The following is a 25,585-nucleotide window of genomic DNA, read 5'->3' on the forward strand; positions in this document are numbered from 1 at the left end:
ATGGACCCGAAGGTCATGCTGTTCGACGAGCCGACCTCGGCGCTCGACCCGGAGATGATCAACGAGGTGCTGGAGGTCATGCAGCAGCTCGCCCGGGAAGGGATGACCATGGTGGTCGTCACGCACGAGATGGGCTTCGCCCGCTCCGCGGCCAACCGCGTCGTCTTCATGGCCGACGGCAGGGTCGTCGAGGACCGCACCCCCGAGGAGTTCTTCACCGCCCCCGAGAGCGACCGGGCCAAGGACTTCCTCTCCAAGATCCTCAAGCACTGAGGGGCCCGCCCGATGAAGCACACCCGCGCACTGGGCGCCCTCCTGCTGGTCCTGCTCGCAAGCACCGTCTCCACCACCGGCTGCGGCAAGTCCGGCAGCCCTCCCGTCAAGGGGCCGCAGGCCGAGGACCTGCCCGTCTACCAGGTCGCCACCGGCTTCAGGCTCCCCGAATCCCCCACCTGGCGCAAGGCCGAGCGACGCGGCCACCTCGTGGTCGGCGCCAAGGAGGACCAGCCGTACCTGGGGGAGAAGGACCCGGCCGGCGGCGCCTACACCGGCTTCGACATCGAGATCGCCAAGATGATGTCGGCCTCCCTCGGCTTCGACCCCAAGACGATCGAGTTCCGGACGATCGCCTCCGCGAACCGCGAGACCGCTCTGCAGAACGGCCAGATCGACTACTACGTGGGCACCTACACGATCAACGACAACCGCAAGAAGCAGGTCGGCTTCGCGGGCCCCTACTTCATGGCCGGCCAGTCCCTGCTGGTCCGCAAGAGCGAGAAGGACATCAACGGCCCCCAGGACCTGGCGGGCAAGAAGGTCTGCTCGGCCGCCGGCTCCACCCCCTACCAGCGCCTCCAGAGGGAGTTCCCGAAGGCGGTCCTGGTCGCCTATGACACCTACTCGGTCTGCGTGGACAACCTGCTCACCTTCCAGGTCGACGCCGTCTCCACCGACGACTCCATCCTCCTCGGCTACGCCGCCAAGGTCCCCGAGGAGCTGAAGGTGGTGGGCGAGCCCTTCTCCGAGGAGCCCTACGGCATCGGCGTCCCGCGCGCCGACAACGCGCTGCGCTTCGCCCTCGACGACGCCCTGGAGAAGCACGAGAAGAACGGCGACTGGAAGAAGGCCTTCGAGGCCACGCTCGGCCTGTCGGGCGAGCCCGCGCCCACGCCGCCGCCCATCGACCGCTACCCGGCGAGCTGAGGGAGAGGGCACCGCCATGGACGTACTCACCGAGAACTTCTCCCTCTACGGGAAGGGCTTCCTCGGCACCGTCGAACTGACCGTCTACGCCTCCCTGCTCGCGATGGTCCTGGGTTTCGTGATGGCCTCCTTCCGGGTCGCGCCCGTCGGCTCCTTCCGGGCCTTCGGCACGGTCTGGGTGACCGTGCTGCGCAACACCCCGCTCACCCTGCTCTTCTTCGCCGTACTGCTGGGCCTGCCGCGCTTCGGGCTGGTCCTGCCCTTCCAGCTCTTCGCCGTCCTCGCGCTCGGCTGCTACACCTCCGCCTTCATCTGCGAGGCGCTGCGCTCGGGAATCAACACCGTGCCCAAGGGCCAGGGCGAGGCCGCCCGCAGCCTCGGCATGTCCTTCCGGCAGACGCTGGGCGCGGTGGTGCTGCCGCAGGCCTTCCGCTCCGTCATCCCGCCCATCGGCTCCACACTGATCGCGCTCGCCAAGAACTCCGCGATCGCCGGCGCGTTCAGCGTCACCGAGCTGCTGGGCACGTACAAGACGCTCAACGAGCTGGGCTACAGCATCATCTGGACCTTCATCTGGATCGCCGTGGGCTACCTGATCATCACCCTGTCCATCAGCGCGCTCTTCAACGTGCTGGAGAAGCGCTTCGGAGTCGCCCGATGACCGCGCACGCGCTGCACGGGGACCTGGGGTCCACCGCCCTCTACGACATCCCGGGCCCCCGGGCCCAGCGCCGCCACTTCCTCTACGGGATCGCCTCGACGGTGGTGATCCTGTGCCTGCTGGCGTGGATCCTCTACCTGCTCTTCGACACCCGCCAGTTCACCGCCGAGAAGTGGCGCCCGTTCGCCTACGAGGGCATCCAGGAGCTGCTGCTCAAGGGCCTGTGGAACACGCTCAAGGCCTTCGCCTACGCCTCGGTGCTCTCGCTCGTGCTCGGAGCGGTGCTCGCCACCGGCCGGCTCTCGGTCCACCGGCCGCTGCGCTGGCTGTCGACGCTGTGCGTGGAGTTCTTCCGGGCCATGCCGGTGCTGGTGATGATCTTCTTCATCTTCGTCGCGCTGAAGGTCCAGCCGCTGCCCGCGCTGGTCGCGGGGCTGACCCTGTACAACGGGTCCGTGCTGGCCGAGGTCTTCCGTTCGGGCATCAACTCGGTGGAGAGGGGCCAGCGCGAGGCGGCGTACGCACTGGGCATGCGCAAGACACAGGTCATGACTTTCGTCCTCGCCCCGCAGGCCGTCCGGGCGATGCTGCCGACGATCATCAGCCAGCTGGTCGTGGCCCTGAAGGACACCTCGCTCGGCTTCCTCATCACCTACGAGGAGTTCCTGCACGCGGGCAAGCTGATCGCCTCCAACCTCGACTACGACCTGCCCTTCATCCCCGTCGTGCTGGTCATCTCACCGATCTACATCGGGATGTGCATGCTGCTGTCCTGGTTCGCCACCTGGGTCGCCAAGCAGGAGCGGCGCAGCTACAAGACCAAGGCCGTGGAGGTCGCCCCGGCCGAACCGGGGCCGGTGCTGCCGGGTCACCCGTAGCTCCGAAGAGCCACGCCCGCCCGGCAGCAGCCGTGGATCACTGCTCGCGCAGCGGCACCGAGACGTACGAGGGATCGGTGCGCGGCGAGGAGAAGGTCAGCTGCGCGCCGGTGGGGTTGTGCTCGATGTAGAGCGGGTCGACGGTGTCGATGACGAGGGCGAGCCGGTGGCCCTCGGGCACGTCATAGGCGGTGGAGAAGAGCTCCAGGTCCACCCCGAAGGCCTGCCCGGGGGTCTTTCCGTGGAAGGTGTGGGGGGCGTTGCTGACCAGTTTGCCGATGCCGAGCGGGCCGACGTCGTAGAGGTAGGCGACGAAGGTGCCGTCGCCCTTGGTGGGCGTGACGGTGGTGTGCACCTTGACCGTGCCGCGCACCCGGCGCGCCTCCTCGTAGCGCCCGGACTGCCAGACGGCGGCGAAGGAGCGGGGGAGGAGCGGGATGGAGGCGGCCGGGGGCGCCTTGGCGAACTGGTCCAGGACGCTGGAGAGGAAGATGATGCCGCCGTTGGCTCCGGAGTCGACGTTGGCGAAGAGGTGTTCGCTGTCGGAGAGGGCGAGCTTCTCGGTGCCGCCCGCGCCGACCGACTTCCAGTCGGCGTAGCCCTCGTAGCCCTCCGCGCTACGGGACTTGATCTGTACCGGCGCCTCGGTGTCGACGCCGTTGCGCTCGCCCTTGAGGTAGCGGTCGAACCAGCGGTGGGCGTTGGTCCAGGTGTCGTTGGGCAGGCCGAGCAGGCCGCCGGCCTCGGCGGTGGCGTGGTCGCCGGGGCGCAGTTCCAGGCGCTTGGGGCCGGTCAGCTTCTCGAAGAACGCGGCGTACTGGTTGGGCGGGAAGATGGTGTCGCCCCAGGCGTTGCCCATCATGACCGCGGCGCCGTTGGCGTTGATCCGGTCGACCTTCTCGACGGCCGAGCGCTTCCTGCCCCAGTCGATCATGGCCTGTTCGTTCTCCAGCCTGGAGCCGAGGAAATCGCCGAGGATTCCCTGGAATTCGGGGCTGGGGCGACCGGTGAGGTAGCCGGCGGCGCCGAGCATCGCGGCGGCCTGGAGGTGCTGGGTGCGGCCGGAGTAGATGGACTCGATGAGGTCGGCCCAGCCGCTGAGCGCGACCACGGCCTTGACGCGCGGATCGTGCGCGGCGGCCAGCAGGCTGATGCCGGCGCCGTACGAGACTCCGCCGAGGCCGACGCGGTCCGCGTCGGCGGGGCTGTGGGCGAGGGCCCAGTCGATGACGGCGGAGACGTCGGCGATGTCGGGCGGGCCGGCCACCTCGATGTGGCCGCCGGAGAGCCAGAAGCCGCGGGAGGTGTAACTGACCACGACGTAGCCGGAGTCGGCGAGCTTCCTGGCCTGGGCGATGTATTCGATCTGCGGCATGCCCCAGCTGGTGGGCAGCACGATCAGGGGGTACGTCCGGCCCGCCTCGGCGCCCGCGGGGGTGAAGACGTTGCCCTTGAGGGTGATGCCTCCGGAGCCCGGGATGTCGTGGAAGCGCAGCTCCGGCGAGGCGTCGGCGGTGGCGGCCGTGGCCGATGCGGGCGCCGCCTGGGCCTGGTGGGGGGCCAGGCCCAGGGCGGCTGCCGCCAGCACGGCCGCCACGCTTGCGGCGGTGGTGGTGCGTCTCATCAATCGCTCCTCGCGTACGCCGGGATCATCAAAGTGACCCGACGGTAACGGGAGGGGCTTACTGGGGGTAACCCGCCAGTAGGTTACGCAGTGGTAACAATTGAACGAGAGTCAGTCTGCTCGCGGCTCAGCCGTTCTGGGTGGTCCCGCTCACGGCGCTCTTGGCCTTCCAGGCGTCCCACGACAGGTTCCACTCGCCGTAGCCGTTGCCGAGGTCGGCGTTGCCCTTGGAGCCGCTGCCGACGACCTCGAACGGGTCGCCGACCTGTACGTCGGCGTAGAAGGACTTCGCGTCGGCGTCGCTCATGCCCACGCAGCCCGAGCTGGCGTTGGCGCGGCCGAAGTTGGCGGCGTTCCACGGCGCGGCGTGCGCGTACATGCCCGACCAGGTCAGCCGCATCGAGAAGTCGACCATCTTGTCGTAGGCGTCGCCCAGGCCCACCGTCTGGGAATCCATCCGGATGGTGCCCTCCTTCGACATCAGCACCATCTTCCCGGACCAGGAGGCCTTCTTGCCGCCCGGAGTGCCGGCCGAGACGGGGATCGTCCTGACCACCTGGCCGCCCTCGGTCACCGACATCGTCTTGGTGTCGAGGCTGACCTCCATCCGGCGGTCCTTGCCTATTTTGAACTCGGTGGTGTAGTCGCGGGCGAAGAGCCCGCCGCCCTGGCCGGAGTCCACGCCGTTCAGCTTCATGTCGACCTTGACGTCAGTGCCGGACTTCCAGTACTCCTTCGGCCGCCAGTCCACGCGGTCCTTGCCCGAGTAGTCCTTGAACCAGCCCCAGGAGCCCTCGGTGTTGTCCGAGGTGGTGACCTTCAGCTGCTTCTCGACCTCGGCCTTGTTCTTCACCGGGTTGTCGAAGACGAGCGAGACCGGCATGGCCACGCCCACCGTGCTGCCCTTGGACACGTTGATGGAGACCTTGTTCACCTTGTCCGCCGGCGAGGTCCTGAACTGGCTGCTCGCGCTCTGGCTGTCGGTGTTCTGCGCCTCGACCTTGTAGTCGGTGCCCGGCGAGGCGTTGCGCTCCGAGGTCCAGGACTTCCCGTCGGCGGATATCTGTCCGGGCAGCTCCCCGCCCTTGCCGTCCGTCACCTTCACCAGCGCGAGCTTGCCGTCGGCGACGGTCACCTTGACGGGCTCGCCCGCCTTGACCTGATCGCCCGTGAGATTCACCGAAACCGCCATCGCCGGCTTCTGCTTCATCTCCGCCTTGCCGTCGGGCGCAGCGCTCGACGGGCCCCCGCAGGCGGTCAGTGCGGCGGTGGCCAGCACGGCGGTGCCCGCCAGTACGGCGTGACGGAAGCTGCGGCGCGTGCGGCGTGTACGGCTCAAGGAAACCCCTCCGAAGTAATGATCGTCCGTAGGGAAGGAGCGACCGGGACGGCTTTCGGTTGCACAAGGAGCGGGAAAATGTCCTTTTCTCCGCGCATTCCAGCACCGCTGTAGGGTCGGCCGGATGAACGGCACCGCGGCCGCGACCGCCCCCACAGCCGCCACCGCCGCCGTTGCCACGGCCGCGCCCGGACCGGAGAAGAGGACCTCGGTCCTGCGCAGCGGCGCCCTCATGGCGGCCGGTTCCCTCGTCTCCCGGGCCACCGGCTTCGTCCGCTCCGCCGTCGTCGTCGCGGCGCTCACCACAGGGCTGCTCGGCGACAGCTACGCCGTTGCCAACACCGTCCCGAACATCCTCTACATGCTGCTGGTCGGCGGCGCGCTCAACGCCGTCCTCGTGCCCGAGCTGATCCGGGCCGCCAAGGAGGACGAGGACGGCGGGGCCGCGTACACCGACCGGCTGCTGACCGCCTGCACCCTGGCGCTCGTGGTGCTCACCGCCGTCGCCGTGTCGGGCACCCCGCTGATCATCGGGGCGTACACCGAGTACACCGGGGCCGAGTACAGCACCACCGTCGCCCTCGCCCGCTTCTGCCTCCCACAGATCCTCTTCTACGGGCTCTTCACCCTCCTCGGCCAGGTGCTGGGCGCGCGCGGCCGGTTCGGCGCGATGATGTGGACCCCGGTCCTGAACAACCTCGTCGTCATCGGTGTGTTCGGGCTCTTCCTCCACGCCTCCCACGGCCCCTCCGACACCCTCACCGCCGCCGAGACGCGGCTCCTGGGCATCGGCACCACCGCCGGCATCGTGATCCAGGCACTCGCCCTGATCCCCTCGCTGCGCGCGGCCGGCTTCCGCTGGCGCCCCCGCTTCGACTGGCGCGGCAGCGGCCTCACACGCCCGCTGCGCAACGCGGGCTGGCTGGTCATGCTCGTGTTCACCAACCAGATCGCCTACTGGGTGGTGACCCGGCTCTCCACCACCGTCGGATACCACGCGAAGGACTACGGCTACGCCGCCTACACCAACGCCTACCAGTTGTGGATCGTGCCGCAGGGCATCATCACCGTCTCCCTGGTCACCGCCCTGATGCCCCGCATGAGTTCGGCCGCCGCCGAGGGTAACCTCACCACCGTCCGCAAGGACGTCTCGTACGCGCTGCGCTCCAGCGCCGCCCTCGTCGTGCCCGCCACCACGGTCTTCGCCGTGCTGGCCCCCTGGGTCACGGACTGCGTGTTCGGGTACGGCCGCGCCACCCCCGACCAGGTCGAGGCCATGGCGGGCATGCTCATCGCCTTCGCACCCGGCCTGATCGCCTTCTCCGCCCAGTACGTGCTCTCGCGCGGCTTCTACGCTCTCTCGGACGCCCGGACCCCGTTCTTCCTGAACCTGGTCATCGTCGCGCTGAACGCCGGCCTGTCCGCCGCCGCGTACTTCCTGCTGCCGCTGCGGTGGGCGGTCACCGGCATGGCGGCGGCCTCCTCGGTCGCCTTCATGGCGGGCGCCGCCGTGACCGCGTACGCCCTGGCCCGCAGGCTCGGCCCGCGCGAGGAGAGCCGCACCGGGCGTCGCGCCACCGCGCTCGGGACCCACCTGCGGCTGTCGGCCGCCTGCCTGCCGGCCGCCGCGGCCGGATACGTGGCCGCCCGCGCCGCCGAGGGCCTCGGCGAGTTCGCCGCGGCCGGGGCGGGAACCGCCGCCATCGTGCTGGTCGTCGTCCTCCTTGCCAGGCCGCTGGGCCTGACGGAGATCACCGACCTGTTGGACTCCGCGCGGCGCAGAATCGGCCGTTAGCGGGAGGAACCATATGAAACACCCTGGGATACTGACCGGATGCCACGCGTACTGCTGATCGAGGACGACCCTTCCATCCGGGAAGGAGTGGGGCTCGGGCTGCGCCGCCGCGGTCACGACGTGCGCGCCGCCGGGACCGGGGAGGCCGGGCTCGCCCTCATGGGGAGCTTCCACCCCGAGCTGGTCCTGCTCGACCACATGCCGCCCGGGATCAACGGCGTGGACGTCTGCCGCCGGATCCGCGAGACGAGCGAGATCCCGGTCATCATGCTCACCGCGCGCGGCGACGACGCCGACATCGTCGTCGGGCTGGAGGCGGGCGCCGACGACTACATCGTCAAGCCCGCCCGCACCGAGGTCGTCGAGGCCCGCATCAAAGCCGTACTGCGCCGCCTCGCGGACCCCGTCGGCCGTCCCGAGGTGCGCCACCACGGGGAACTCGCCATCGACCGCGCCGGGATGACCGTCGCCAAGAACGGCGAGCGCCTCGCCCTCGCCCCCAGCGAGATCAAGCTGCTGCTCCACCTCTCCGCCTGGCCCGAGCAGGTCTTCTCCCGCCGGCAGCTGCTGGAGTACGTGTGGGAGCACAGCTACCACGCGGACGCGCGGCTCGTCGACGCCTGCGTGCGCCGCCTGCGCCACAAGGTCGAGGATCCCGGGGGCAGCCCCCGCTACATACAGACGGTGCGGGGCCTCGGCTACCGCTTCGGGCCGCTGTAGGCGACGGAGGCGAGACGTCTCCCGTCGCTCGGGCCGACCCGGACCGGGCGCCGGAGCGGGCGCCGGAGCGGGCTCGGGCACGGCGGCTGACCGCCACGCCGTCTTGCGGACGCGCCCGCTCTGCCACCACCGTGTGGACCATGGAACGCCCCGCCGACGTCCCCGACGTCTTCGATCCGCGCCTCTACGCCGAGGGCATCCCGCACGCGCGCTACCGGCTGCTGCGCGAGCGGTACCCGGTGGCCTGGCAGGACGAGCCGGAAGTCCAGGGCTGGCCCGCCGGACCCGGCTTCTGGGCGGTCACCCGCCACGCCGACGTCGTACGGGTGCTGCGCGACCACGGCACGTACTCCTCCTGGCTGGGCGCCACCCAGATCCGCGACCCCGACCCGGCCGACCTGCCGTTCCTGCGGCGCACCATGCTCAACCAGGACCCCGACAAGGAAGCGGGCGGTCACGGTCGGCTGCGCCGCCTGGTGGCCCGCGCCTTCACCCCCGCCCGCGTCGACGCCTTCGCGGACCGGGCCCGCGAGCGCGCCCGTACGCTGCTCGCCGCCGCCCGCGACGGGGCCGAGGACGGGACCGCCGACCTGGTGCGGACCGTCACCGACGAGTACGCCCTGATCAACCTCACCGACCTGCTCGGCGTCCCGGCCGCCGACCGGGGCCTGCTGCTGGAGTGGACCGTACGGGTCATCGGCTACCAGGACCCCGAGGACGCGCCCGCGCCCCTGCCCGGCCCGGACGGCAAGCCGCTGAACCCGCGCTCCCCGGCCCTGCTCGGCGAGATGTTCGGCTACGCCCGGGAGCTGGCCGTCCACAAGCGCGCGCATCCCGGGGACGACGTGATGACGGCGCTCGCGCGGGCCGGACTCGAACCGGGGGAGCTGGAGATGTTCTTCTTCCTGCTCACCGTCGCGGGCAACGACACCGTGCGCGCCGCGGCGCCCGGCGGCCTGCTCGCCCTCGCCCGGAACCCGGACGCGTACCGGCACTTCGCCGACGGCCTGGCCGCGGTGGACCGGACGGTCGAGGAACTCCTGCGCGTCCACCCGCCGGTGCTCACCTTCCGCCGCACCGCCGCCCGCGACACCGAACTCGCCGGAGTCCGCATCCGCGCCGGGGACAAGGTGGTGGTCTTCCACGCCTCGGCCAACCACGACGAACGCGTCTTCGCCCACCCCGAGCGGCTCGATCCCGGCCGGTCGCCCAACCCGCACGTCTCCTTCGGTGACGGCCCGCACGTCTGCCTGGGAGCCCATTTCGCCCGGCTCCAGCTGCGCACCCTCTACGAGGAGTGGCGTACCGCCATGCCCGCGCCCGAACTGGCCGGTCCGCCACGGCGGTTGGTGTCGAACTTCATCAACGGGATCACACGGCTGCCGCTGCGGGTGTCCGGGCCGCCTCGGTGACGTCCGCCACCAGCTCGGTCACGTCCGGGCCGTAGGCGTCGGAGTTGATCACCTTGAGCAGGATGCAAAAGGCGTCCCCACCGTAGGTGCGGGCCAACCGCTCGTGGTGTTTGGCCAGATAACGGGCCGCGGCGTGATTGCTGTTGGCGGTCTGGCCCACCAGCAGGAACACCGGACGCGTCCCGGCCCCCGCCGTCAGCCGGGCCAGCAGTACGTGCTCGACCAGGCCCCTCTGCCAGCGGTACGTCTCCCCGTCGACGGTGATCGCGCCCCGCTCCGGAGTGGGCTCACGGGTGACGTCGAACCGCACTCCGGGCAGCATGGAGGTCAGATGCGCCGCCGTGCGGGCATTGGAGACGGGTCCGCCGACACAGAACTCGGCGCGCTCGCCGAAGCCTTGCCGGGCTCCGTCGTGGGTGACGATCTGGAGGTTGGCCCCGCAGTCCTTGATCAGTCCGGCTATCTCCAGCAGCGCGAAGGCGTCCTTGCGGTGCACCGAGCCCTCGTTACCGCTCATGTGCCGGTTGACCACGAACAGGCAGTCCGAGCCGGTCGGCAGGCCGAAGAAGGCCTGCTTGCGGCGCAGCGTGCGGCGCCACAGGTAGGTCCGGGTGAACCAGCCGAATCCGCCGCTGAAGGCCGTGGCTATCACCCCGAGCACGATGTTGCGCACGTCGTCGTTCATGCGGCGGATGGTAGCCGTCACCCGCCCTCCTTGACGCGGGGGGTGCCGTGACACCGTGCCGCGAAGTTAGGCTGCCGAACCTACGTCTGACAGGCAGTCGACTGGAGGAACCGGATGCGTGGTCCCACCGCACGTCAGTTGGCGCTCGTCGCTCTCGCCGGAGCGCTCGTCTCCACGGGGGCCGCCTCCCCGCCCACCGTGGAGACACCGCCGAAGGTGCCCGTCGCCACCGGCTACGGCGGGGCCGTCGCCAGCGTCGACGCCGACGCCTCCGCGGCCGGGATCGCCGTCCTGCGCTCCGGCGGCAACGCCGTGGACGCCGCGATCGCCACCGCCGCCGCGCTCGGGGTCACCGAGCCGTACTCGGCCGGGATCGGCGGGGGCGGCTACTTCGTCCACTACGACGCCAGGTCCCGGCGGGTGCAGACCATCGACGGCCGCGAGACCGCCCCCGCCTCGGCCACCGCCGGCCTGTTCCAGGAGAACGGCGCTCCCATCCCCTTCGCCGAGGGCCAGACCAGCGGCCTGGGCGTCGGCGTCCCCGGCACCCCCGCCACCTGGAAGAGCGCCCTGGACGCCTGGGGCACCCGGCCGCTCTCCCAACTCCTGCGCCCCGCCGAGAAGCTGGCCCGCGACGGGTTCACCGTCGACCCCACCTTCCGGGCCCAGACCGAGGCCAACCAGGACCGGTTCAAGGACTTCCCGGACACCGCGAAGCTCTTCCTGCCCGGCGGGGCCCTGCCGGTGGTCGGCTCGACCTTCAAGAACCCGGATCTGGCCGCCACCTACGCCGAACTCGGCCGCAAGGGGACCGGCGCCCTCTACCGGGGCCCCATCGCCGAGGACATCGTCCGGACGGTCCGCACGCCCCCGGTGGACCCGTCCGCCACCCGCACGGTCCGGCCCGGCGATCTGACGACCGGCGACCTGCGCGCGTACGAGACGAAGTGGCAGGCGCCGACGCGGGTGGCCTACCGGGGCCTGGACGTCTACAGCATGGCCCCCTCCTCCTCCGGCGGCACCACCGTCGGGGAGGCGCTGAACATCCTGGAGCGCACCGACCTCTCGAAGCTCTCCGAGGCGCGGTACCTGCACCACTTCATCGAGGCCTCCCGGATCTCCTTCGCCGACCGGGGCCGCTGGGTCGGCGACCCGGCCGCGCAGGACGTGCCCACGCGGGAACTGCTCTCGCAGAAGTACGCCGACTCGCGCGCCTGCCTCATCAAGCCGGACCGGGCCCTGACCAGCCCGCTGGCTCCCGGAGATCCGCGCCGGCCCGTACCGTGCGCCACCACCGGGCAGGCCGCCCCGACCACGTACGAGGGCGAGAACACCACGCACCTCACCGTCGCCGACCGCTGGGGCAACGTCGTCTCCTACACCCTGACCATCGAGTCCACCGGCGGCAGCGCGATCACCGTTCCCGGCCGCGGCTTCCTCCTCAACAACGAGCTGACCGACTTCTCCTTCGCGCCGGCCGCGCCCGGCGTCCCGGACCCGAACCTGCCCGGCCCGGGCAAGCGGCCGCGCTCGTCGATGTCCCCGACCATCGTGCTGGAACACGGGCGACCGGTGCTCGCGGTGGGCTCGCCGGGCGGCGCCACCATCATCACCACCGTGCTGCAGACCCTGACCGGCCACCTGGACCGGGACCTGCCGCTGGTCGACGCCATCGCCGCGCCGCGGGCCAGCCAGCGCAACCAGACCACCACCGAACTGGAACCGGGACTGTGGAACAGCCCGCTCCGCGCCGAACTGGAGGCGCTCGGCCACGGCTTCCGCCAGAATCCGGAGATCGGCGCCGCGACCGGCGTCCAGCGGCTGCCGGACGGCCGCTGGCTGGCGGCCGCGGAGACGAGCCGGCGGGGCGGGGGCTCGGCGATGGTGGTGTACCCGTACGGCAAGCCGTAGGGGTGGCCGGCCTTACGGGGCGGTGAGGATCCGCGGGCCGTCGGCGGTGATCGCGACCGTGTGCTCCGCGTGCGCGGCGCGGCTCCCGTCGGCCGTCCGCAGGGTCCAGCCGTCCCCGTCGCAGGTGTAGTCGTCCGTACCGCCCGCGATCAGCATCGGCTCGATCGCGATGACCATGCCGGGGCGCAGCTTCACGCCGCGCCCCGGCGGGCCCTCGTTGGGCACGCCCGGGTCCTCGTGCATGGTGCGGCCCACGCCGTGGCCGCCGAAGCCGTCGGGGATGCCGTATCCGGCGGCGCGGCAGACCGTACCGATGGCGTGGGCGATGTCCCCGATCCTGTTTCCGGGCACCGCGACGGCGATCGCGGCGGCGAGCGCCGCCTCGGCGGTCTCGATGAGCCGCAGGTCGGCGGGGCGGGCGCGGCCGACGGTGAAGCTGACCGCCGCGTCGCCGACCCAGCCGCCGAGCTTCGCCCCGCAGTCGACGCTGACCAGGTCCCCGTCGCGCAGGCGGTAGTCGCCGGGGATGCCGTGCACGATCGCGTCGTTGACCGAGGTGCAGATCACGGCCGGGAAAGGCACCGGCGCGAACCGCGGCCGGTAGCCGAGGAAGGGCGAGGACGCGCCCGCCTCGCGCAGCACCTCGCGGGCCACCTCGTCCAGGTCCAGCATGCGGCTGCCGACCCGGGCGGCCTGCCGTACGGCGGCCAGGGCGTGCGCGACGACGCGGCCCGCGGCGCGCATCTCGTCGATCGACTGTTCTGTCTTCAGTTCCACCATGCCAATAACTATACCGGTATAACTGTAACGGGATAGTTATTGGGGGCGGGGTAGGATGGAGGCATGGTCCGAACCCCTCTCACCCCCGAAGAGCGCGAGCGCGGCGAGCGCCTGGGCGCACTGCTGCGCGAGGCGCGCGGCCCGCGCAGCATGGTCGAGATCGCGGCCGGCGCCGGTCTCTCCTCCGAGACGCTGCGCAAGATCGAGACCGGCCGGGCGCCCACCCCGGCCTTCTTCACCGTGGCCGCCCTCGCCGAGGTCCTCGGGCTCTCCCTGGACGACGTCATGCGGCGCTGCGCCTTCGCACCCGCCTGACGGCCGACCGGCCCCACCCGGGGCTGCCGTTCGGGCGGGCTCGGACGGCGAACGGCCCAATCGGCGCTGCGAGCGCCGGAGTGCGGGGCAAGCGTGAAGACGTGTCTGCCATGAACGCATCCCAGCGGATCGGCCTCGGCCTCGTCGGCGCGCTCCTCGCGGGCGGCCTGCTGTCCGCGGCCCGCGCCGCCCCGGACGACCGGACCCCTGCCCAGGACCCCGGCGGCGGAACCACCGCCACCGGGCCGTCCCCGCCGCCCGCACCCGCCGCCGGTGCGCGCGGGAGATGAACCTAAGACTTGATCCGCAATTCACCAGAGGGTGAGCTGTGGATTGCAGCCGGGGCGGTGTCCGGGCTTTCCGGCGTGGTCACGCATGGGGCGTGTCTCATCCGGGGTTGCTCGGGGCCGCTTTCCGGCGCTTCGAGGAGTAGAGGTCCCGCGCTGATGCGGGACTGCCACGCGGCCAGCACCCCGAAGGGTGTTCTGGCGAGGTGTGGTTGACTCCTTCAGCGCTTCTTCCAGCGCTTCTGCGTAAATGATCTGTGCGTGCCGGGACAGGCTGCTGTCCAGGTACGCGGTCTTGGGGTCGTCCACGTCGGTGAGGCGGACGAAGGCGGCCAGCGCGGCGGACACGAGGTCTCGCTTGCCGACCAGGCCGCAGGCGATGCACTTGTGCTCGCGGTCCCGCAGCGACTTTGAGACCCGCTCACCACACAGGCAGTGCTGTGACAGGGCGGTGGACCAGGTGGAGGCCCGAACGAGTCGGCCGCCCGCTGCGGCGCATTCGCGGTCGAGTGCGGCGATGAGCAGGCCGGGTGTGGTCTGGGAGAGGCGCTTGCCCCACAGCCGGTACCAGGTGCGGATGTCGCAGTCCTCCACCACGAGCACGGGCCCGTGGGCGGCGATGACCTGCCGGGCGACCTGGCGGGCGCGGTGACGGCGGTGTTCCGCCGCGGATGCTGCGTGCTCGGCCTGGCGGGCGCGCACCTGGCGGCAGTGGAAGGACAGCCGATCACGGCGATACGCCTGCTTCGGCACACCATCGGATCGTGCGGCGCGGGCACCGCCCGGCACGGTGACGGCCTTCTCCGGGAGGCATTTGGAAGCGCGGCGTTCAGCGCGCTTGGCCTGCTTCTTCGACAGCCCGTACTGCGCGGTGTTCGTGGCCCGGCGGGAGCGTTCCAGCGCCCGCGCACGTCCCCGCCGCTTCTTCGCCTGCTTGGTCAGCAAGGCGCACTCGGCCTCGGTGAGCGTGATCTCGGTGGAGGCTGGGGCACCCGTGGCGGGGTCCAGGCTGGCGGGGAAGGAGACGACGGAGAGGTTGGAGACGTTGCCGTCCACCCCGCCGATACGGTCCAGCGCGGCGGCCTGCTCACGCATCTGCCGTACGGCCGGGGCGGTGTATCCGGAGCCGAGGACCATCAGGTGCGCCTCGTACACCCAGCCGCCCGGAGCGGACGCTTTGCGGCGGCGTACGAGATCCACCTTGTGCCAGCGGCCGGGGTTGGCGAGGAAGTGCTCCACCCGCGCCCACTGCCCCGGACCCTGCGGGACGCGGACGGGAAGCAGGAGATCACCACGGCTGGAGCCGGGGCCGCCCGCGAAGACGACAGCGAGCGGCCCGGCGTGGTCCCGCCATGTGGCCTTCCGCATCGCGGGCTTGCCCGAGGCGGTCGCCTTTCCCGTGGGCACCGTTGCGGACGGTAGCGCCGGCTTCGGCATCCGGCGCGGCTGCGTCAACTGACGCTGGCCGCCGGAGGTGTAGGCCATGGCGTGGCCGTGGAGGGTGCCGACGAGGCGGAAGGTCTCCCACTTGTTGGCGGTGGTGTGGGAGCGGGCGCGGCCGGGGATGTGGGTGAAGTCGTGCCAGCGGCCGGTCTTCGGACGGCCGTGGCGCTCGCCGGTTGTGTCAGCGAACAAGTGTCGCTGCACGCCGTTCCACACCTCGTCAGCCACATGCATTGCGAGGGCTTTTGAGGCGTGGTGCTTGAGGTGTCCGGCGTCTTCGAGGTGCTTGTAGGCGCAGCGTTCCAGCGCTTCGCGGGACAGGCCGAGGCGCTGCCGTACGGCCTTCGCCCCGTCGTGGTCGCGCTCGTGCTTGGCGGCCCAGTACGCGTCAACCTTGGCACGGGCGTCGCGCTGGACGGCCCTCTTGATCGCCCACATCGCGCCGAACAGCTTGTTCAGCCGGGCCAGGTCGGTGGGGTCGGTGACGGCCAGCGGCAGCACCATCACCGACACCATCCCGTCATCGGGCTTGGTCCACTTCGGGGCCTTGTTCTTCCCCCGGAACTTGCGCGTCTGGGCAGCCCGCATCGCCGTCACCTCCCGCCACAAAGTTAGCTGACCTGGCCACCGTGCACCGCGTCCTCAGTTATCTCACGCCCCTGATCGCCGGACTCCTCGAACCACCCGAAGGGCGACGGTCGGACCTGTGGGTCGTAGACGACACGCTCATCCCCGTGGAGGACCAGACGGTGACGGCCTGCTCCAAGAACTACCGCCGCAGCGTCAACGTGCAGTTCGCTTTCCGCGCCAGCGAGCGGTGCGTTGTCGCAGTCGGTGACGCGTGGCCCTGCAACCGCAACGACATCGTCGTCTTCCGCGACACCATGGCCCAGCAGGTCGCCGGGCATGACCTCTCCATCGGAGACGGCGCATACCGCAGCGCCCTACCGTGCCCTGCGTCAGCACCGCAGGCGCGGCGACGCGATCAACGACACCATCCGTGCCGTCGCCGTCCTCCACAACCTCAAGATCGACAACGTGTAATTACCGATCAACTCTTAGGGTCTCGGTATGGACCTCGAAGAACTCGGCAAGGCGCGCTACGTCAGCCTCACCACCTTCCGCAAGGACGGCACCCCCGTGGCCACGCCGGTCTGGGCGGTGGCCGACGGCGATGAGCTGTACGTATGGACCCGCAGCGACGCGTGGAAGGTCAAGCGGATCCGCAACAACGGCCGGGTCACCCTCACCGCGTGCGATGTGCGCGGGCGCGTCGAGGAGGGTGCGGCCGTGCTGGAGGGTGACGCCCGGCTGCTGGACGAGGCGGGGCTGCGGCGGGTGCGCAGGCTCCTGCTGCGCAAGTACGGCTGGCAGTTCTGGCTGGTGGACGTACCCGCCACCGTGGTGCGCCTGGGCAAGCGGCCGCACACCGCGATCGCCGTCAAGGTTTGAGACTCCCGTAGCCCTCCCGTAACACGGGTGGGATCCAATGCGGTCATGGAGACCGCGACTTCGCTGGTGATCGGTCAACTCTCGGGCTACCTGCAAGGGTTGACGCGGAGGCTGGACCCCGGGGCGGGCTGGTACGGGGAGTTCCTGCGCCGGGATCCGGACGGCATGCGGGCCTGTCTCGACGGGGCGGCGATACCGCCCTGGGACGTCGTGGAGTCGCTGCTGCGGGACCTGGAGGTGGCCCGGGGCGCGGAGTTCGCGGCGCGGGAGACCGTATACGCGGCGCGGCTGCGGGCCGCGGCCGTCACCGCGTGGGACCGGCTGCCGGGTGGGGCCGAGGAACTGCGGACCCTGCTCGCGGCGGCCGGCGCCCAGCGGGCCCACGCGCAGGCCGCCCTGCGGAGCCTGAGCGGGCGGCTCGGCGCGGCCGCCGACCGGGCGGAGGCGGACGCGCTGGCCCGGGAACTCTCCTGGACCCGGGACGACGCGGCCCGCGCCGCCGCCCGGTACGCGGACCTCGCGGCCCGCCTGGAGGCCCTCCCGGGCCACCGTCCAGCCTCCGCCGTTCCCCCTGCGGGGCCGCTGCCCGGCCCCGCGTCCCCCGACTCCGCCGTCCCCCCTGCGGGGTCGCCGTCCGGGCCGCCGGTCGGACCGTACGGTGGGTCTGCCGTGGGGCCGTCCTCCGGGCCCGTTCCCGGGTGTCCCGCAGGGTCCGGCGGGTCTGCCGCGGAGCCTGCCTCCGCGTCCGCCGCCGGGGCGCCGCCGGGGCCGTACGGCGGATCCGCTGCCGGGTTCGCGTCCGAGTCCGTTGCCGGGCCCGCCTCAGCGGCTGCCGCCGGGGCGTACGGCGTTGAGACGGCGGGTGAGGTGGAGCCCCCGGTCGGGCGGGCCGAGGGGCGGTGGCCGCGCGGCGCACGGCGGGCGGGAGGCGCCCGGTACGCGGGTGGGGCGGCCGTCGGCCCGCCGGCCTTCACCCCGCCGCCGGGTCAGCCGGCGGACGACGGCGCCACCACGGCCGGGCCGGACGGCGGGCCCGTACGGCTCCCGTCCCCCCGGGGCGCCCGCTTCGGCCGCGCCGAGCCGGAGTCCCGCTTCGACGCGCTACCGCCTCCCAGGGGCGCCCGCCGCCCCGGGCCGACGTCCGGCCCCGATGTGCCGCGCGGCGCCCGGGTCCCCCGCCGGGGGCCGACCGCGGGGAGCCCCCGCTCCGGGCACCCCGAGGGCGGCGGCCACGACCCGCGGGCCGAGCCGCCCGGGGCCTCGCAGCCCCCGCCGCCCGGCGCCGACGCCCCCGCCCGACGGGCGTTCGTCGGCGAACTCCTCGCGCTGCGCGCCCAGGGCCGGACCGGCGAGGCCCACGCCCTGCTCTGCGAGGCCGCCGCCTGGCCCGCCGAGCTGCTGCCGGAACTGGCGGCCGACTTGAACCGCGCCGGGCTCGCCGCCGACTGGGCCACCCTGCTCTGGGAGGCGGCCTCGCTCCCGCCCGAGGGGCTCGCCGCGGCCGCGGCGGCCCTCGGCGCCGCGGGGCGGCGGGCCGACTGCGACCGGCTGCTGCGCCAGGGCGTGGCCCGTCCCGGAGCCGAGGTCGCCGAGGTCGCCCTCGCCCTCGGCGCGGCCGGGCGGGACCGGGAGGCCGAGGCCCTGCTCGGCGCCTTCGTGGGTCTGCGCACCGCCGAGGAGGCCGCGGCCCTGGCCCGCCGAGACCCGCACTGGTTCGCCCCCCGGCTGCTCCGGGCGGCCCGCGCCCTGTCCGGGACCCGGCACCGCGACCTGGCGCACGCCCTGCGCGTGGCGGGGATCCCGGCAGCGTAAAACGCCCGCCCGCCGACCGGATTCGACCACGTGGAGACGTAACGTGATCGACTACTCCAACTGCGCACGGCGGTCTTGCCCCACGCTGTGCCGAGGCCTACCTTCAACTCCCTACGTACCGCGTCTACGTGCGTAGAGCCGGCGTTCCCGTCGCGAGGAGCAGCTCATGGCCCAAGTCGTCCGCGCCGCACTGGTCCAGGCCACCTGGACCGGAGACACCGAGTCGATGATCGCCAAACACGAGGAGCACGCCCGCAGGGCAGCCGCCCAGGGCGCGCGGATCATCGGCTTCCAGGAGGTGTTCAACGCCCCCTACTTCTGCCAGGTCCAGGAGCCCGAGCACTACCGCTGGGCCGAGGCCGTCCCCGACGGACCGACCGTCCGCCGCATGCGGGACCTCGCCCGCGAGACCGGCATGGTGATCGTCGTCCCGGTCTTCGAGCGGGAGAGCGAGGGCTTCTACTACAACACCGCCGCCGTCATCGACGCCGACGGCAGCTACCTCGGCAAGTACCGCAAGCACCACATCCCCCAGGTCAAGGGCTTCTGGGAGAAGTACTACTTCCGCCCGGGCAACCTCGGCTGGCCCGTCTTCGACACCGCCGTCGGCCGCGTCGGCGTGTACATCTGCTACGACCGCCACTTCCCCGAGGGCTGGCGCCAACTCGGCCTCGCGGGAGCCCAGCTCGTCTACAACCCGTCCGCGACCCACCGCGGCCTGTCCTCGCACCTGTGGCAGCTGGAACAACCCGCCTCCGCCGTCGCCAACGAGTACTTCATCGCCGCCATCAACCGCGTCGGCCAGGAGGAGTACGGCGACAACGACTTCTACGGCACCAGCTACTTCGTCGACCCGCGCGGCCAGTTCGTCGGAGACCTCGCCAGCGACAAGGACGAGGAACTCCTCGTCCGCGACCTCGACTTCGGACTCATCGAAGAGGTCCGCACCCAGTGGGCCTTCTACCGCGACCGCCGCCCCGACGCCTACGGAGGGCTCGTACAGCCGTGAGCAACCCCATTCCCCTGCACAGCCGCCACGCCGCCGTCCTGCCCGACTGGCTCGCGCTCTACTACGACCGGCCCATCGAACTCACCCACGGCGAGGGCCGCCACGTCTGGGACGCCGACGGCAACCGCTACCTCGACTTCTTCGGCGGCATCCTCACCACCATGACCGCCCACGCGCTGCCCGAGGTCACCAAGGCGGTCTCCGAACAGGCCGGCCGGATCATCCACTCCTCCACGCTCTACCTCAACCGGCCGATGGTCGAGCTCGCCGAACGGGTCGCGGCCCTGTCCGGCATCCCCGAAGCCCGGGTCTTCTTCACCACCTCCGGCACGGAGGCCAACGACACCGCCCTGCTGCTCGCGACGACGTACCGCCGCTCCAACCAGATCCTGGCGATGCGCAACAGCTACCACGGCCGGTCCTTCTCCACCGTCTCCATCACCGGCAACCGCGGCTGGTCCCCGACCAGCCTCTCGCCGCTCCAGACGTACTACGTCCACGGCGCCGTCCGCAGCCGCGGCCCCTTCGCACACCTCGACGACGCCGCCTTCACCGCCGCCGCCGTCGCGGACCTGGAAGACGTACTGGGCCAGGCCCGCGGGGGAGTGGCCGCGCTCATCGCCGAGCCCGTCCAGGGCGTCGGCGGCTTCACCTCCCCGCCCGACGGCCTGTACGGGGCCTTCCGCGAGGTCCTCGACCGGCACGGCATCCTGTGGATCAGCGACGAGGTGCAGACCGGCTGGGGCCGCACGGGAGAGCACTTCTGGGGCTGGCAGGCACACGCCCAGAACGGCCCGCCGGACATCCTGACCTTCGCCAAGGGCATCGGCAACGGCATGTCCATCGGCGGGGTCGTGGCCCGCGCCGAGGTGATGAACTGCCTCGACAGCAACTCCATCTCCACCTTCGGCGGCTCCCCGGTCACCATGGCGGCCGGCGTCGCCAACCTCGCCTACGTGCTGGAGCACGACCTCCAGGGCAACGCCCGGCGCGTCGGCGGCCTGCTGCTGGAGCGGCTGCGCGCCGTCTGCGCCGCCGTGCCCGCCGTACGGGAGGTCCGCGGCCGGGGCCTGATGGCCGGGCTGGAGCTGACGAAGCCCGGTACCGACCAGGCCGACCCGCAGGCGGCCGCCGCCGTCCTGGAGGCCGCCCGCGAAGGCGGCCTGCTGCTCGGCAAGGGCGGCGGCCACAACACCAGCGTGCTGCGCATCGCACCGCCGCTCTCCCTCACCGTCGCCGAAGCGGAAGAGGGCGCCGAGATCCTCGGGCAGGCCTTGCGCAGCGTTCAGTAGGGGAGGGACCCACATGAACATCCGCACCCTGATCCGCGGCGGGCTCGTCATCACCGCCGCCGACGAGCTCCACGCGGACGTCCTGATCGAGGACGGCCGGGTCGCGGCGCTCGCCGCACACGGCTCGGCCGCCGCCGAAGCGTGGACGGCCGACCGTACGATCGACGCGGCCGGGAAGTACGTGATCCCCGGCGGGGTCGACGCGCACACCCACATGGAGCTCCCCTTCGGCGGCACTTCCGCCTCCGACACCTTCGAGACCGGGACCCGGGCCGCCGCCTGGGGCGGCACCACCACGATCGTCGACTTCGCCGTACAGGGCGTGGGCCGTTCCCTGCGCGAGGGCCTCGACACCTGGTACGCCAAGGCCGACGGCAACTGCGCGATCGACTACGCCTTCCACATGATCCTCTCGGACGTCCACGAGGGGACCCTGAAGGAGATGGACCTCCTCGTGGGGGAGGGCGTCACGTCCTTCAAGCTGTTCATGGCCTACCCCGGCGTCTTCTACAGCGACGACGGCCAGATCCTGCGCGCCATGCAGCGGGCCTCGGGCAACGGCGGGCTGATCATGATGCACGCGGAGAACGGCATCGCGATCGACGTCCTCGTCGAACAGGCCCTGGCGCGGGGGGAGACGGACCCCCGCCACCACGGCGAGGTGCGCAAGGTGCTGCTGGAGGCGGAGGCCACCCACCGCGCGATCCAGCTCGCGAGGGTCGCGGGCGCCCCCCTGTACGTGGTCCACGTCTCGGCCCAGGAGGCGGTGGCCGAGCTGGCGGCAGCCCGGAACAAGGGCCTGCCGGTCTTCGGGGAGACCTGCCCGCAGTACCTGTTCCTGTCCACCGACAACCTGGCGGAGCCGGACTTCCAGGGCGCCAAGTACGTCTGTTCCACCCCGCTGCGGCCGCGCGAGCACCAGGAGGCGCTGTGGCGGGGCCTGCGGACCAACGACCTCCAGGTCGTCTCCACCGACCACTGCCCCTTCTGCTTCCGCGGCCAGAAGGAGCTGGGCCGGGGCGACTTCTCCAAGATCCCGAACGGGCTGCCGGGGGTGGAGAACCGTATGGACCTCCTCCACCAGGCCGTCCTGGACGGGCACATCAGCCGCCGGCGCTGGATCGAGATCGCGTGCGCGACCCCGGCCCGGATGTTCGGCCTCTACCCGCAGAAGGGCACCATCGCGCCGGGCTCCGACGCCGACATCGTCCTCTACGATCCGCAGGCCGAGCAGGTCATCTCCGCCGAGACGCACCACATGAACGTGGACTACTCGGCGTACGAGGGCAGGCGGATCACCGGACGCGTCGACACCGTGCTCTCGCGCGGCGAACTCGTCATCGACCGGCGGGAGTACACCGGCCGGGCGGGCCACGGGGCCTTCCTCCCCCGCTCCACGTGCCAGTACCTGTAAGCCGCAAGCCCGTAAGGAGCAGCCATGGACTTCGGCCTCGTCCTGCAGACCGACCCGCCCGCCTCGGCGGTGGTCAGCCTCATGAAGCGCGCCGAGCGCAACGGGTTCCGCTACGGCTGGACCTTCGACTCGGCCGTGCTGTGGCAGGAACCGTTCGTCATCTACAGCCAGATCCTGGCCAACACGCAGAAGCTGCACGTCGGCCCGATGGTCACCAATCCGGGCACCCGCACCTGGGAGGTCACCGCCTCCACCTTCGCCACCCTCAACGACATGTACGGCAACCGGACCGTGTGCGGGATCGGGCGCGGGGACTCGGCGATGCGGGTCGCCGGGCGCAAGCCCAACACCCTGGCCCGGCTCGGCGAGGCCATCGACGTCATCCGCGACCTGGCGGAGGGCCGGGAGGCCGTCGTCGACGGCAACCCGATCCGGATCCCCTGGATCCGCGAGGGCAAGCTGCCCGTCTGGATGGCCGCGTACGGGCCCAAGGCCCTGGAGCTGGCCGGGACGAAGGCGGACGGGTTCATCCTCCAGCTCGCGGACCTCTACCTCACCGAGTGGATGATCAAGTCGGTCCGGGAGGCCGCGGTGGCCGCCGGCCGCGACCCGGACGCCATCACCATCTGCGTGGCGGCCCCGGCGTACGTGAGCGAGGACCTCGCGCACGCGCGTGACCAGTGCCGCTGGTTCGGCGGCATGGTCGGCAACCACGTCGCCGACCTCGTCTCCCGCTACGGCGAGCACTCCGGGGTGATCCCGGACGAGCTGACCGAGTACATCAAGTCCCGCCAGGGCTACGACTACAGCCACCACGGCCGCGCCGACAACCCGTCCACCGACTTCGTCCCCGACGAGATCGTCGACCGCTTCTGCCTGCTGGGCCCCCCGGAGGCCCACATCGCGAAGCTCCGCGCCCTGCGCGACCTCGGCGTCGACCAGTTCGCCGTGTACGCGATGCACGACGCCAGGGAAGCCGCCATCGACGCCTACGGTTCCGAGATCATCCCCGTGATCAACGCCTGAGCTCGGCTCCCCCTCGCACCACGAACCCCCGCCTCATGAACCCCCCTGGTGCCCGCACGGCCTCGTTCCGTCCCCGAACGAAGGGTTCCACCGCCATGACCGCCACCGCCCCCATAGGCCCGCCCGGCCAGATATCCGACCCGCGCGGCCGTGTCGAGCTCGCGCCCGGCGCGGTCCCCGCGGACGGCCGGTTCGTCAATGACGACCTGCTGCCCGTCCCGGTCGCGCGGCGCCGCTGGACGACGTACAACTTCGCCGCGCTCTGGGTCGGCATGGCCCACAACATCCCGTCCTGGCTGCTGGCTTCGGGCCTGGTCGCGCTCGGTATGGACTGGAAGCAGGCGGTCTTCACCATCGCCCTGGCCAACATCATCGTCCTGCTGCCGATGCTGTTGACCGGGCACGCCGGACCCAAGTACGGCATACCCTTCCCCGTCCTGGCCCGGGCGTCGTTCGGGCTGCGCGGCGCCAATCTGCCCGCACTGATCCGCGCGGGTGTCGCCTGCGCCTGGTTCGGCATCCAGACCTGGATCGGCGGGCAGGGCATCTTCATCCTGCTGGACAAGGTCTTCGGAGGATGGGCGCAGGCCGGCGAGGTCGGCGGTCAGCCGTGGACGCTCTGGCTCTGCTTCCTGTTCTTCTGGATGCTCGAACTGGCCATCATCTACCGGGGGATGGAGGCGCTGCGACGCTTCGAGAACTGGGCCGCGCCCTTCGTCATCGTCGGGGCCCTCGTGCTGCTGGTGTGGATCGTGGTGAAGGCGGGCGGATTCGGCCCGCTCCTGGACCAGCCGTCGAAGTTGGGCTGGGGCGCCGAATTCTGGCCGGTCTTCTTCCCCTCCCTCATGGGAATGATCGCCTTCTGGGCGACCCTCTCCCTCAACATCCCGGACTTCACCCGCTTCGGGGCCGGACAGCGGGCCCAAATCCGGGGGCAGACGCTCGGCCTGCCGACCACCATGACGCTGTTCGCCCTCCTCTCCGTCTTCGTCACCTCCGGATCCCAGGCGGTGTACGGGGCGCCCGTCTGGGACCCGGTCGCGCTCGCCGCGAAGACCGACAACGTCTTCGGGCTGCTCTTCGCGCTGGTGACCGTGCTCGTCGCCACGATCTCGGTGAACATCGCGGCGAACGTCGTCTCACCCGCGTACGACCTCGCCCACCTCGCGCCCAAACTGATCAACTTCCGTACCGGCGCGCTGATCACCGGCGTGGTGGGCGTCGTCATCATGCCGTGGAAGCTCACCGCGACCCCCGAGCTGTACATCTTCACCTGGCTCGGCCTGGTGGGCGGACTCCTCGGCACGGTGGCCGGCATCCTCATCGCCGACTACTGGATCATCCGCCGCACCGTCCTCGACCTGGCCGGGCTCTACCGGCCTGGCGGGCCCTACTGGTACAAGGGCGGTTGGAACCCGGCCGCCGTCGTGGCCTTCGCCGTCGGCGGCGTCCTGGCGGTCGGCGGCTCGCACTCGGCCCCGGGCAAGGGCCCCTTCCCGGCGGACGGCCTCATTCCCTTCCTCAAGCCGCTCGCCGACTACGGCTGGGCCGTCGGACTGGGTGCGTCACTCGTCGTGTATGCGGTCCTGATGGCAGGCGGGGGCCGCGTCCCTCGTCAGCCCGCGGTGACCAGCTGAGCCGAGAGCGCGCGCACCACCGCGTCGTGCTGTTCGACCAGGTAGAAGTGGCCGCCGGGCAGGACCCTCAGCTGGAATCCGCAGGGCGCGACATCGGCCCAGGCCTTCATCTCCGACGCGGAGGTGCACGGGTCCGTGTCGCCGACCCAGGCGTGGACGGGGCAACCGACCGGGGTGGCGGGGCGCGGACCGTAGCAGTCCACGATGGTGAGGTCCGCCCGGAGCGCCGGCAGTACGAACTCCTGGACGTCCGGGTCGTCCAGGAGAGCGGAGTCGGTCCCGCCGAGCCTGCGCAGTTCGGCGATCAGCGCCGCGTCCTCCTCCTGGTAGAGCGTACGGCGGGTCAGCCGGTGCGGGGCCTCGCGACCGGACACGTGGAGGGCGGCGGGCCGGACGGCGTGCCGCTTCTCCAGACGCCGCACCACCTCGTAGGCCAGCGAAGCCCCCATGCTGTGGCCGAAAAGCGTCAGGGGTACGTCCGCGAAGGGCAGCAGCGCCGCGGTGACCTGGTCGGCGAGCATGTCCATGCTGTCGATGAAGGGGTCAGCCAGCCGCTCGTGCCGACCGGGGTACTTCGCGACCAGGACCTCCGTGTCGCCGCCGAAGGCCCGACCCCAGGAGTGGAAGAAGCTCGCGGAGCCGCCCGCGTGCGGCAGGAGCACCAGGCGGCGTCGGGGTGTGGCCGTCGCGGAGTACCTGCGGAACCACGTGTCGCTGTCCATGCCGATGGTCATGCTCGTGTGCACCTCGTCGTCGGGTCTGTCGGGTTGTACGTGTTCACGCGGTCTGCCGGGGAGAGCGGCCGAGCCGCGGGCCGGACGTTCCCTGCTCGTCCCCGGTGATCGGGACCGGACGGGCTCCCGGACCCGGCGTGGCCGCCCGGTCCGGGA

General features: G+C 71.6%; 24 protein-coding genes and 1 pseudogene. 18 read left to right on the forward strand and 7 right to left on the reverse strand.

The window, feature by feature from the left end; genetic code table 11:
- From ACWDYJ_RS14870 to ACWDYJ_RS14885, 4 genes and pseudogenes are all read left to right on the forward strand, one after another.
- Positions 1–273, forward strand: a pseudogene (locus ACWDYJ_RS14870) (amino acid ABC transporter ATP-binding protein); the annotation flags it as partial.
- A gap of 12 nt (positions 274–285) precedes the next feature.
- Entirely contained in the window at positions 286–1,203 is a 918-nt protein-coding gene (locus tag ACWDYJ_RS14875; RefSeq protein ID WP_451565926.1) for a glutamate ABC transporter substrate-binding protein, read from the forward strand.
- Between the two features lie 16 nt (positions 1,204–1,219).
- On the forward strand, positions 1,220–1,864 hold the full coding sequence (locus ACWDYJ_RS14880) for an amino acid ABC transporter permease (protein WP_451565927.1): 645 nt from the start codon (positions 1,220–1,222) through the stop codon (positions 1,862–1,864).
- On the forward strand, positions 1,861–2,742 hold the full coding sequence (locus ACWDYJ_RS14885; RefSeq protein WP_451565928.1) for an amino acid ABC transporter permease: 882 nt from the start codon (positions 1,861–1,863) through the stop codon (positions 2,740–2,742). The genes ACWDYJ_RS14880 and ACWDYJ_RS14885 overlap by 4 nt, the downstream gene beginning before the upstream one ends.
- 37 nt (positions 2,743–2,779) lie before the next feature.
- Here the strand turns inward: ACWDYJ_RS14885 and ACWDYJ_RS14890 are convergent, their stop codons facing one another.
- A complete protein-coding gene (locus tag ACWDYJ_RS14890) occupies positions 2,780–4,366 on the reverse strand; it encodes a CocE/NonD family hydrolase (protein WP_451565929.1) in 1,587 nt (528 codons plus the stop codon).
- A gap of 127 nt (positions 4,367–4,493) precedes the next feature.
- Positions 4,494–5,705, reverse strand: coding sequence for an Ig-like domain-containing protein (locus ACWDYJ_RS14895; protein ID WP_451565930.1), 1,212 nt, complete (start codon positions 5,703–5,705; stop codon positions 4,494–4,496).
- 124 nt (positions 5,706–5,829) lie between these two features.
- Here ACWDYJ_RS14895 and murJ point away from each other — a divergent pair, with 124 nt between their 5' ends.
- The 3 genes from murJ to ACWDYJ_RS14910 all read left to right on the forward strand — a co-directional run bounded on the left by murJ (position 5,830) and on the right by ACWDYJ_RS14910 (position 9,632).
- Positions 5,830–7,500: a murein biosynthesis integral membrane protein MurJ gene (gene murJ, locus ACWDYJ_RS14900; RefSeq protein ID WP_451565931.1), complete on the forward strand. Its 1,671-nt coding sequence runs from the start codon at positions 5,830–5,832 to the stop codon at positions 7,498–7,500.
- Between the two features lie 39 nt (positions 7,501–7,539).
- Entirely contained in the window at positions 7,540–8,220 is a 681-nt protein-coding gene (locus ACWDYJ_RS14905; protein ID WP_451565932.1) for a response regulator, read from the forward strand.
- A gap of 140 nt (positions 8,221–8,360) precedes the next feature.
- Positions 8,361–9,632, forward strand: coding sequence for a cytochrome P450 (locus ACWDYJ_RS14910; protein WP_451565933.1), 1,272 nt, complete (start codon positions 8,361–8,363; stop codon positions 9,630–9,632).
- Here the strand turns inward: ACWDYJ_RS14910 and ACWDYJ_RS14915 are convergent.
- On the reverse strand, positions 9,592–10,317 hold the full coding sequence (locus ACWDYJ_RS14915; RefSeq protein WP_451565934.1) for a hypothetical protein: 726 nt from the start codon (positions 10,315–10,317) through the stop codon (positions 9,592–9,594). The genes ACWDYJ_RS14910 and ACWDYJ_RS14915 overlap by 41 nt on opposite strands.
- Before the next feature lie 114 nt (positions 10,318–10,431).
- Between ACWDYJ_RS14915 and ggt the strand changes: the two genes are divergently transcribed.
- Positions 10,432–12,228: a gamma-glutamyltransferase gene (gene ggt, locus ACWDYJ_RS14920; protein WP_451565935.1), complete on the forward strand. Its 1,797-nt coding sequence runs from the start codon at positions 10,432–10,434 to the stop codon at positions 12,226–12,228.
- Between the two features lie 12 nt (positions 12,229–12,240).
- On the opposite strand, the gene map is transcribed toward ggt, so the two are convergent.
- Complete coding sequence (gene map, locus ACWDYJ_RS14925; RefSeq protein WP_451565936.1) at positions 12,241–13,008, reverse strand: type I methionyl aminopeptidase; 768 nt, start codon at positions 13,006–13,008, stop codon at positions 12,241–12,243.
- A gap of 63 nt (positions 13,009–13,071) precedes the next feature.
- Between map and ACWDYJ_RS14930 the strand changes: the two genes are divergently transcribed.
- Both ACWDYJ_RS14930 and ACWDYJ_RS14935 read left to right on the forward strand, forming a co-directional pair.
- Positions 13,072–13,323, forward strand: coding sequence for a helix-turn-helix domain-containing protein (locus tag ACWDYJ_RS14930; protein WP_451565937.1), 252 nt, complete (start codon positions 13,072–13,074; stop codon positions 13,321–13,323).
- A gap of 110 nt (positions 13,324–13,433) precedes the next feature.
- The gene (locus tag ACWDYJ_RS14935; RefSeq protein WP_451565938.1) at positions 13,434–13,613 is read left to right on the forward strand and encodes a hypothetical protein; all 180 of its coding nucleotides are present in this window, start codon (positions 13,434–13,436) and stop codon (positions 13,611–13,613) included.
- A gap of 21 nt (positions 13,614–13,634) precedes the next feature.
- On the opposite strand, the gene ACWDYJ_RS14940 is transcribed toward ACWDYJ_RS14935, so the two are convergent.
- Both ACWDYJ_RS14940 and ACWDYJ_RS14945 read right to left on the reverse strand, forming a co-directional pair.
- Positions 13,635–15,641, reverse strand: coding sequence for a transposase (locus ACWDYJ_RS14940; protein WP_451565939.1), 2,007 nt, complete (start codon positions 15,639–15,641; stop codon positions 13,635–13,637).
- Between the two features lie 23 nt (positions 15,642–15,664).
- The gene (locus tag ACWDYJ_RS14945; protein ID WP_451565940.1) at positions 15,665–15,961 is read right to left on the reverse strand and encodes a hypothetical protein; all 297 of its coding nucleotides are present in this window, start codon (positions 15,959–15,961) and stop codon (positions 15,665–15,667) included.
- On the opposite strand from ACWDYJ_RS14945, the gene ACWDYJ_RS14950 reads away from it, so the two are divergent.
- The 8 genes from ACWDYJ_RS14950 to ACWDYJ_RS14985 all read left to right on the forward strand — a co-directional run bounded on the left by ACWDYJ_RS14950 (position 15,960) and on the right by ACWDYJ_RS14985 (position 24,695).
- Positions 15,960–16,097 (forward strand): hypothetical protein, encoded by a 138-nt coding sequence (locus ACWDYJ_RS14950; protein ID WP_451565941.1) that lies wholly within the window; start codon positions 15,960–15,962, stop codon positions 16,095–16,097. The genes ACWDYJ_RS14945 and ACWDYJ_RS14950 overlap by 2 nt on opposite strands.
- A 27-nt stretch (positions 16,098–16,124) precedes the next feature.
- On the forward strand, positions 16,125–16,505 hold the full coding sequence (locus ACWDYJ_RS14955) for a PPOX class F420-dependent oxidoreductase (protein WP_451565942.1): 381 nt from the start codon (positions 16,125–16,127) through the stop codon (positions 16,503–16,505).
- A 45-nt stretch (positions 16,506–16,550) separates the two neighbouring features.
- Positions 16,551–18,317: a hypothetical protein gene (locus tag ACWDYJ_RS14960; protein ID WP_451565943.1), complete on the forward strand. Its 1,767-nt coding sequence runs from the start codon at positions 16,551–16,553 to the stop codon at positions 18,315–18,317.
- Between the two features lie 166 nt (positions 18,318–18,483).
- Entirely contained in the window at positions 18,484–19,326 is an 843-nt protein-coding gene (locus ACWDYJ_RS14965; protein ID WP_451565944.1) for a nitrilase-related carbon-nitrogen hydrolase, read from the forward strand.
- Positions 19,323–20,618 (forward strand): aspartate aminotransferase family protein, encoded by a 1,296-nt coding sequence (locus tag ACWDYJ_RS14970; protein ID WP_451565945.1) that lies wholly within the window; start codon positions 19,323–19,325, stop codon positions 20,616–20,618. The genes ACWDYJ_RS14965 and ACWDYJ_RS14970 overlap by 4 nt, the downstream gene beginning before the upstream one ends.
- 13 nt (positions 20,619–20,631) lie before the next feature.
- Positions 20,632–22,032 carry a dihydropyrimidinase gene (hydA, locus tag ACWDYJ_RS14975; protein ID WP_451565946.1) on the forward strand — a complete coding sequence of 467 codons (1,401 nt, stop codon included), beginning with the start codon at positions 20,632–20,634 and terminating at the stop codon, positions 22,030–22,032.
- 24 nt (positions 22,033–22,056) lie between these two features.
- A complete protein-coding gene (locus ACWDYJ_RS14980) occupies positions 22,057–23,058 on the forward strand; it encodes a TIGR03842 family LLM class F420-dependent oxidoreductase (RefSeq protein ID WP_451565947.1) in 1,002 nt (333 codons plus the stop codon).
- A gap of 95 nt (positions 23,059–23,153) precedes the next feature.
- Entirely contained in the window at positions 23,154–24,695 is a 1,542-nt protein-coding gene (locus tag ACWDYJ_RS14985) for an NCS1 family nucleobase:cation symporter-1 (RefSeq protein ID WP_451565948.1), read from the forward strand.
- Here ACWDYJ_RS14985 and ACWDYJ_RS14990 read toward each other — a convergent pair.
- Positions 24,674–25,429 (reverse strand): thioesterase II family protein, encoded by a 756-nt coding sequence (locus ACWDYJ_RS14990; RefSeq protein ID WP_451565949.1) that lies wholly within the window; start codon positions 25,427–25,429, stop codon positions 24,674–24,676. The genes ACWDYJ_RS14985 and ACWDYJ_RS14990 overlap by 22 nt on opposite strands.
- Positions 25,430–25,585: the final 156 nt, after the last annotated feature.

It is taken from the genome of Streptomyces sp. NPDC003042 (assembly GCF_053591315.1).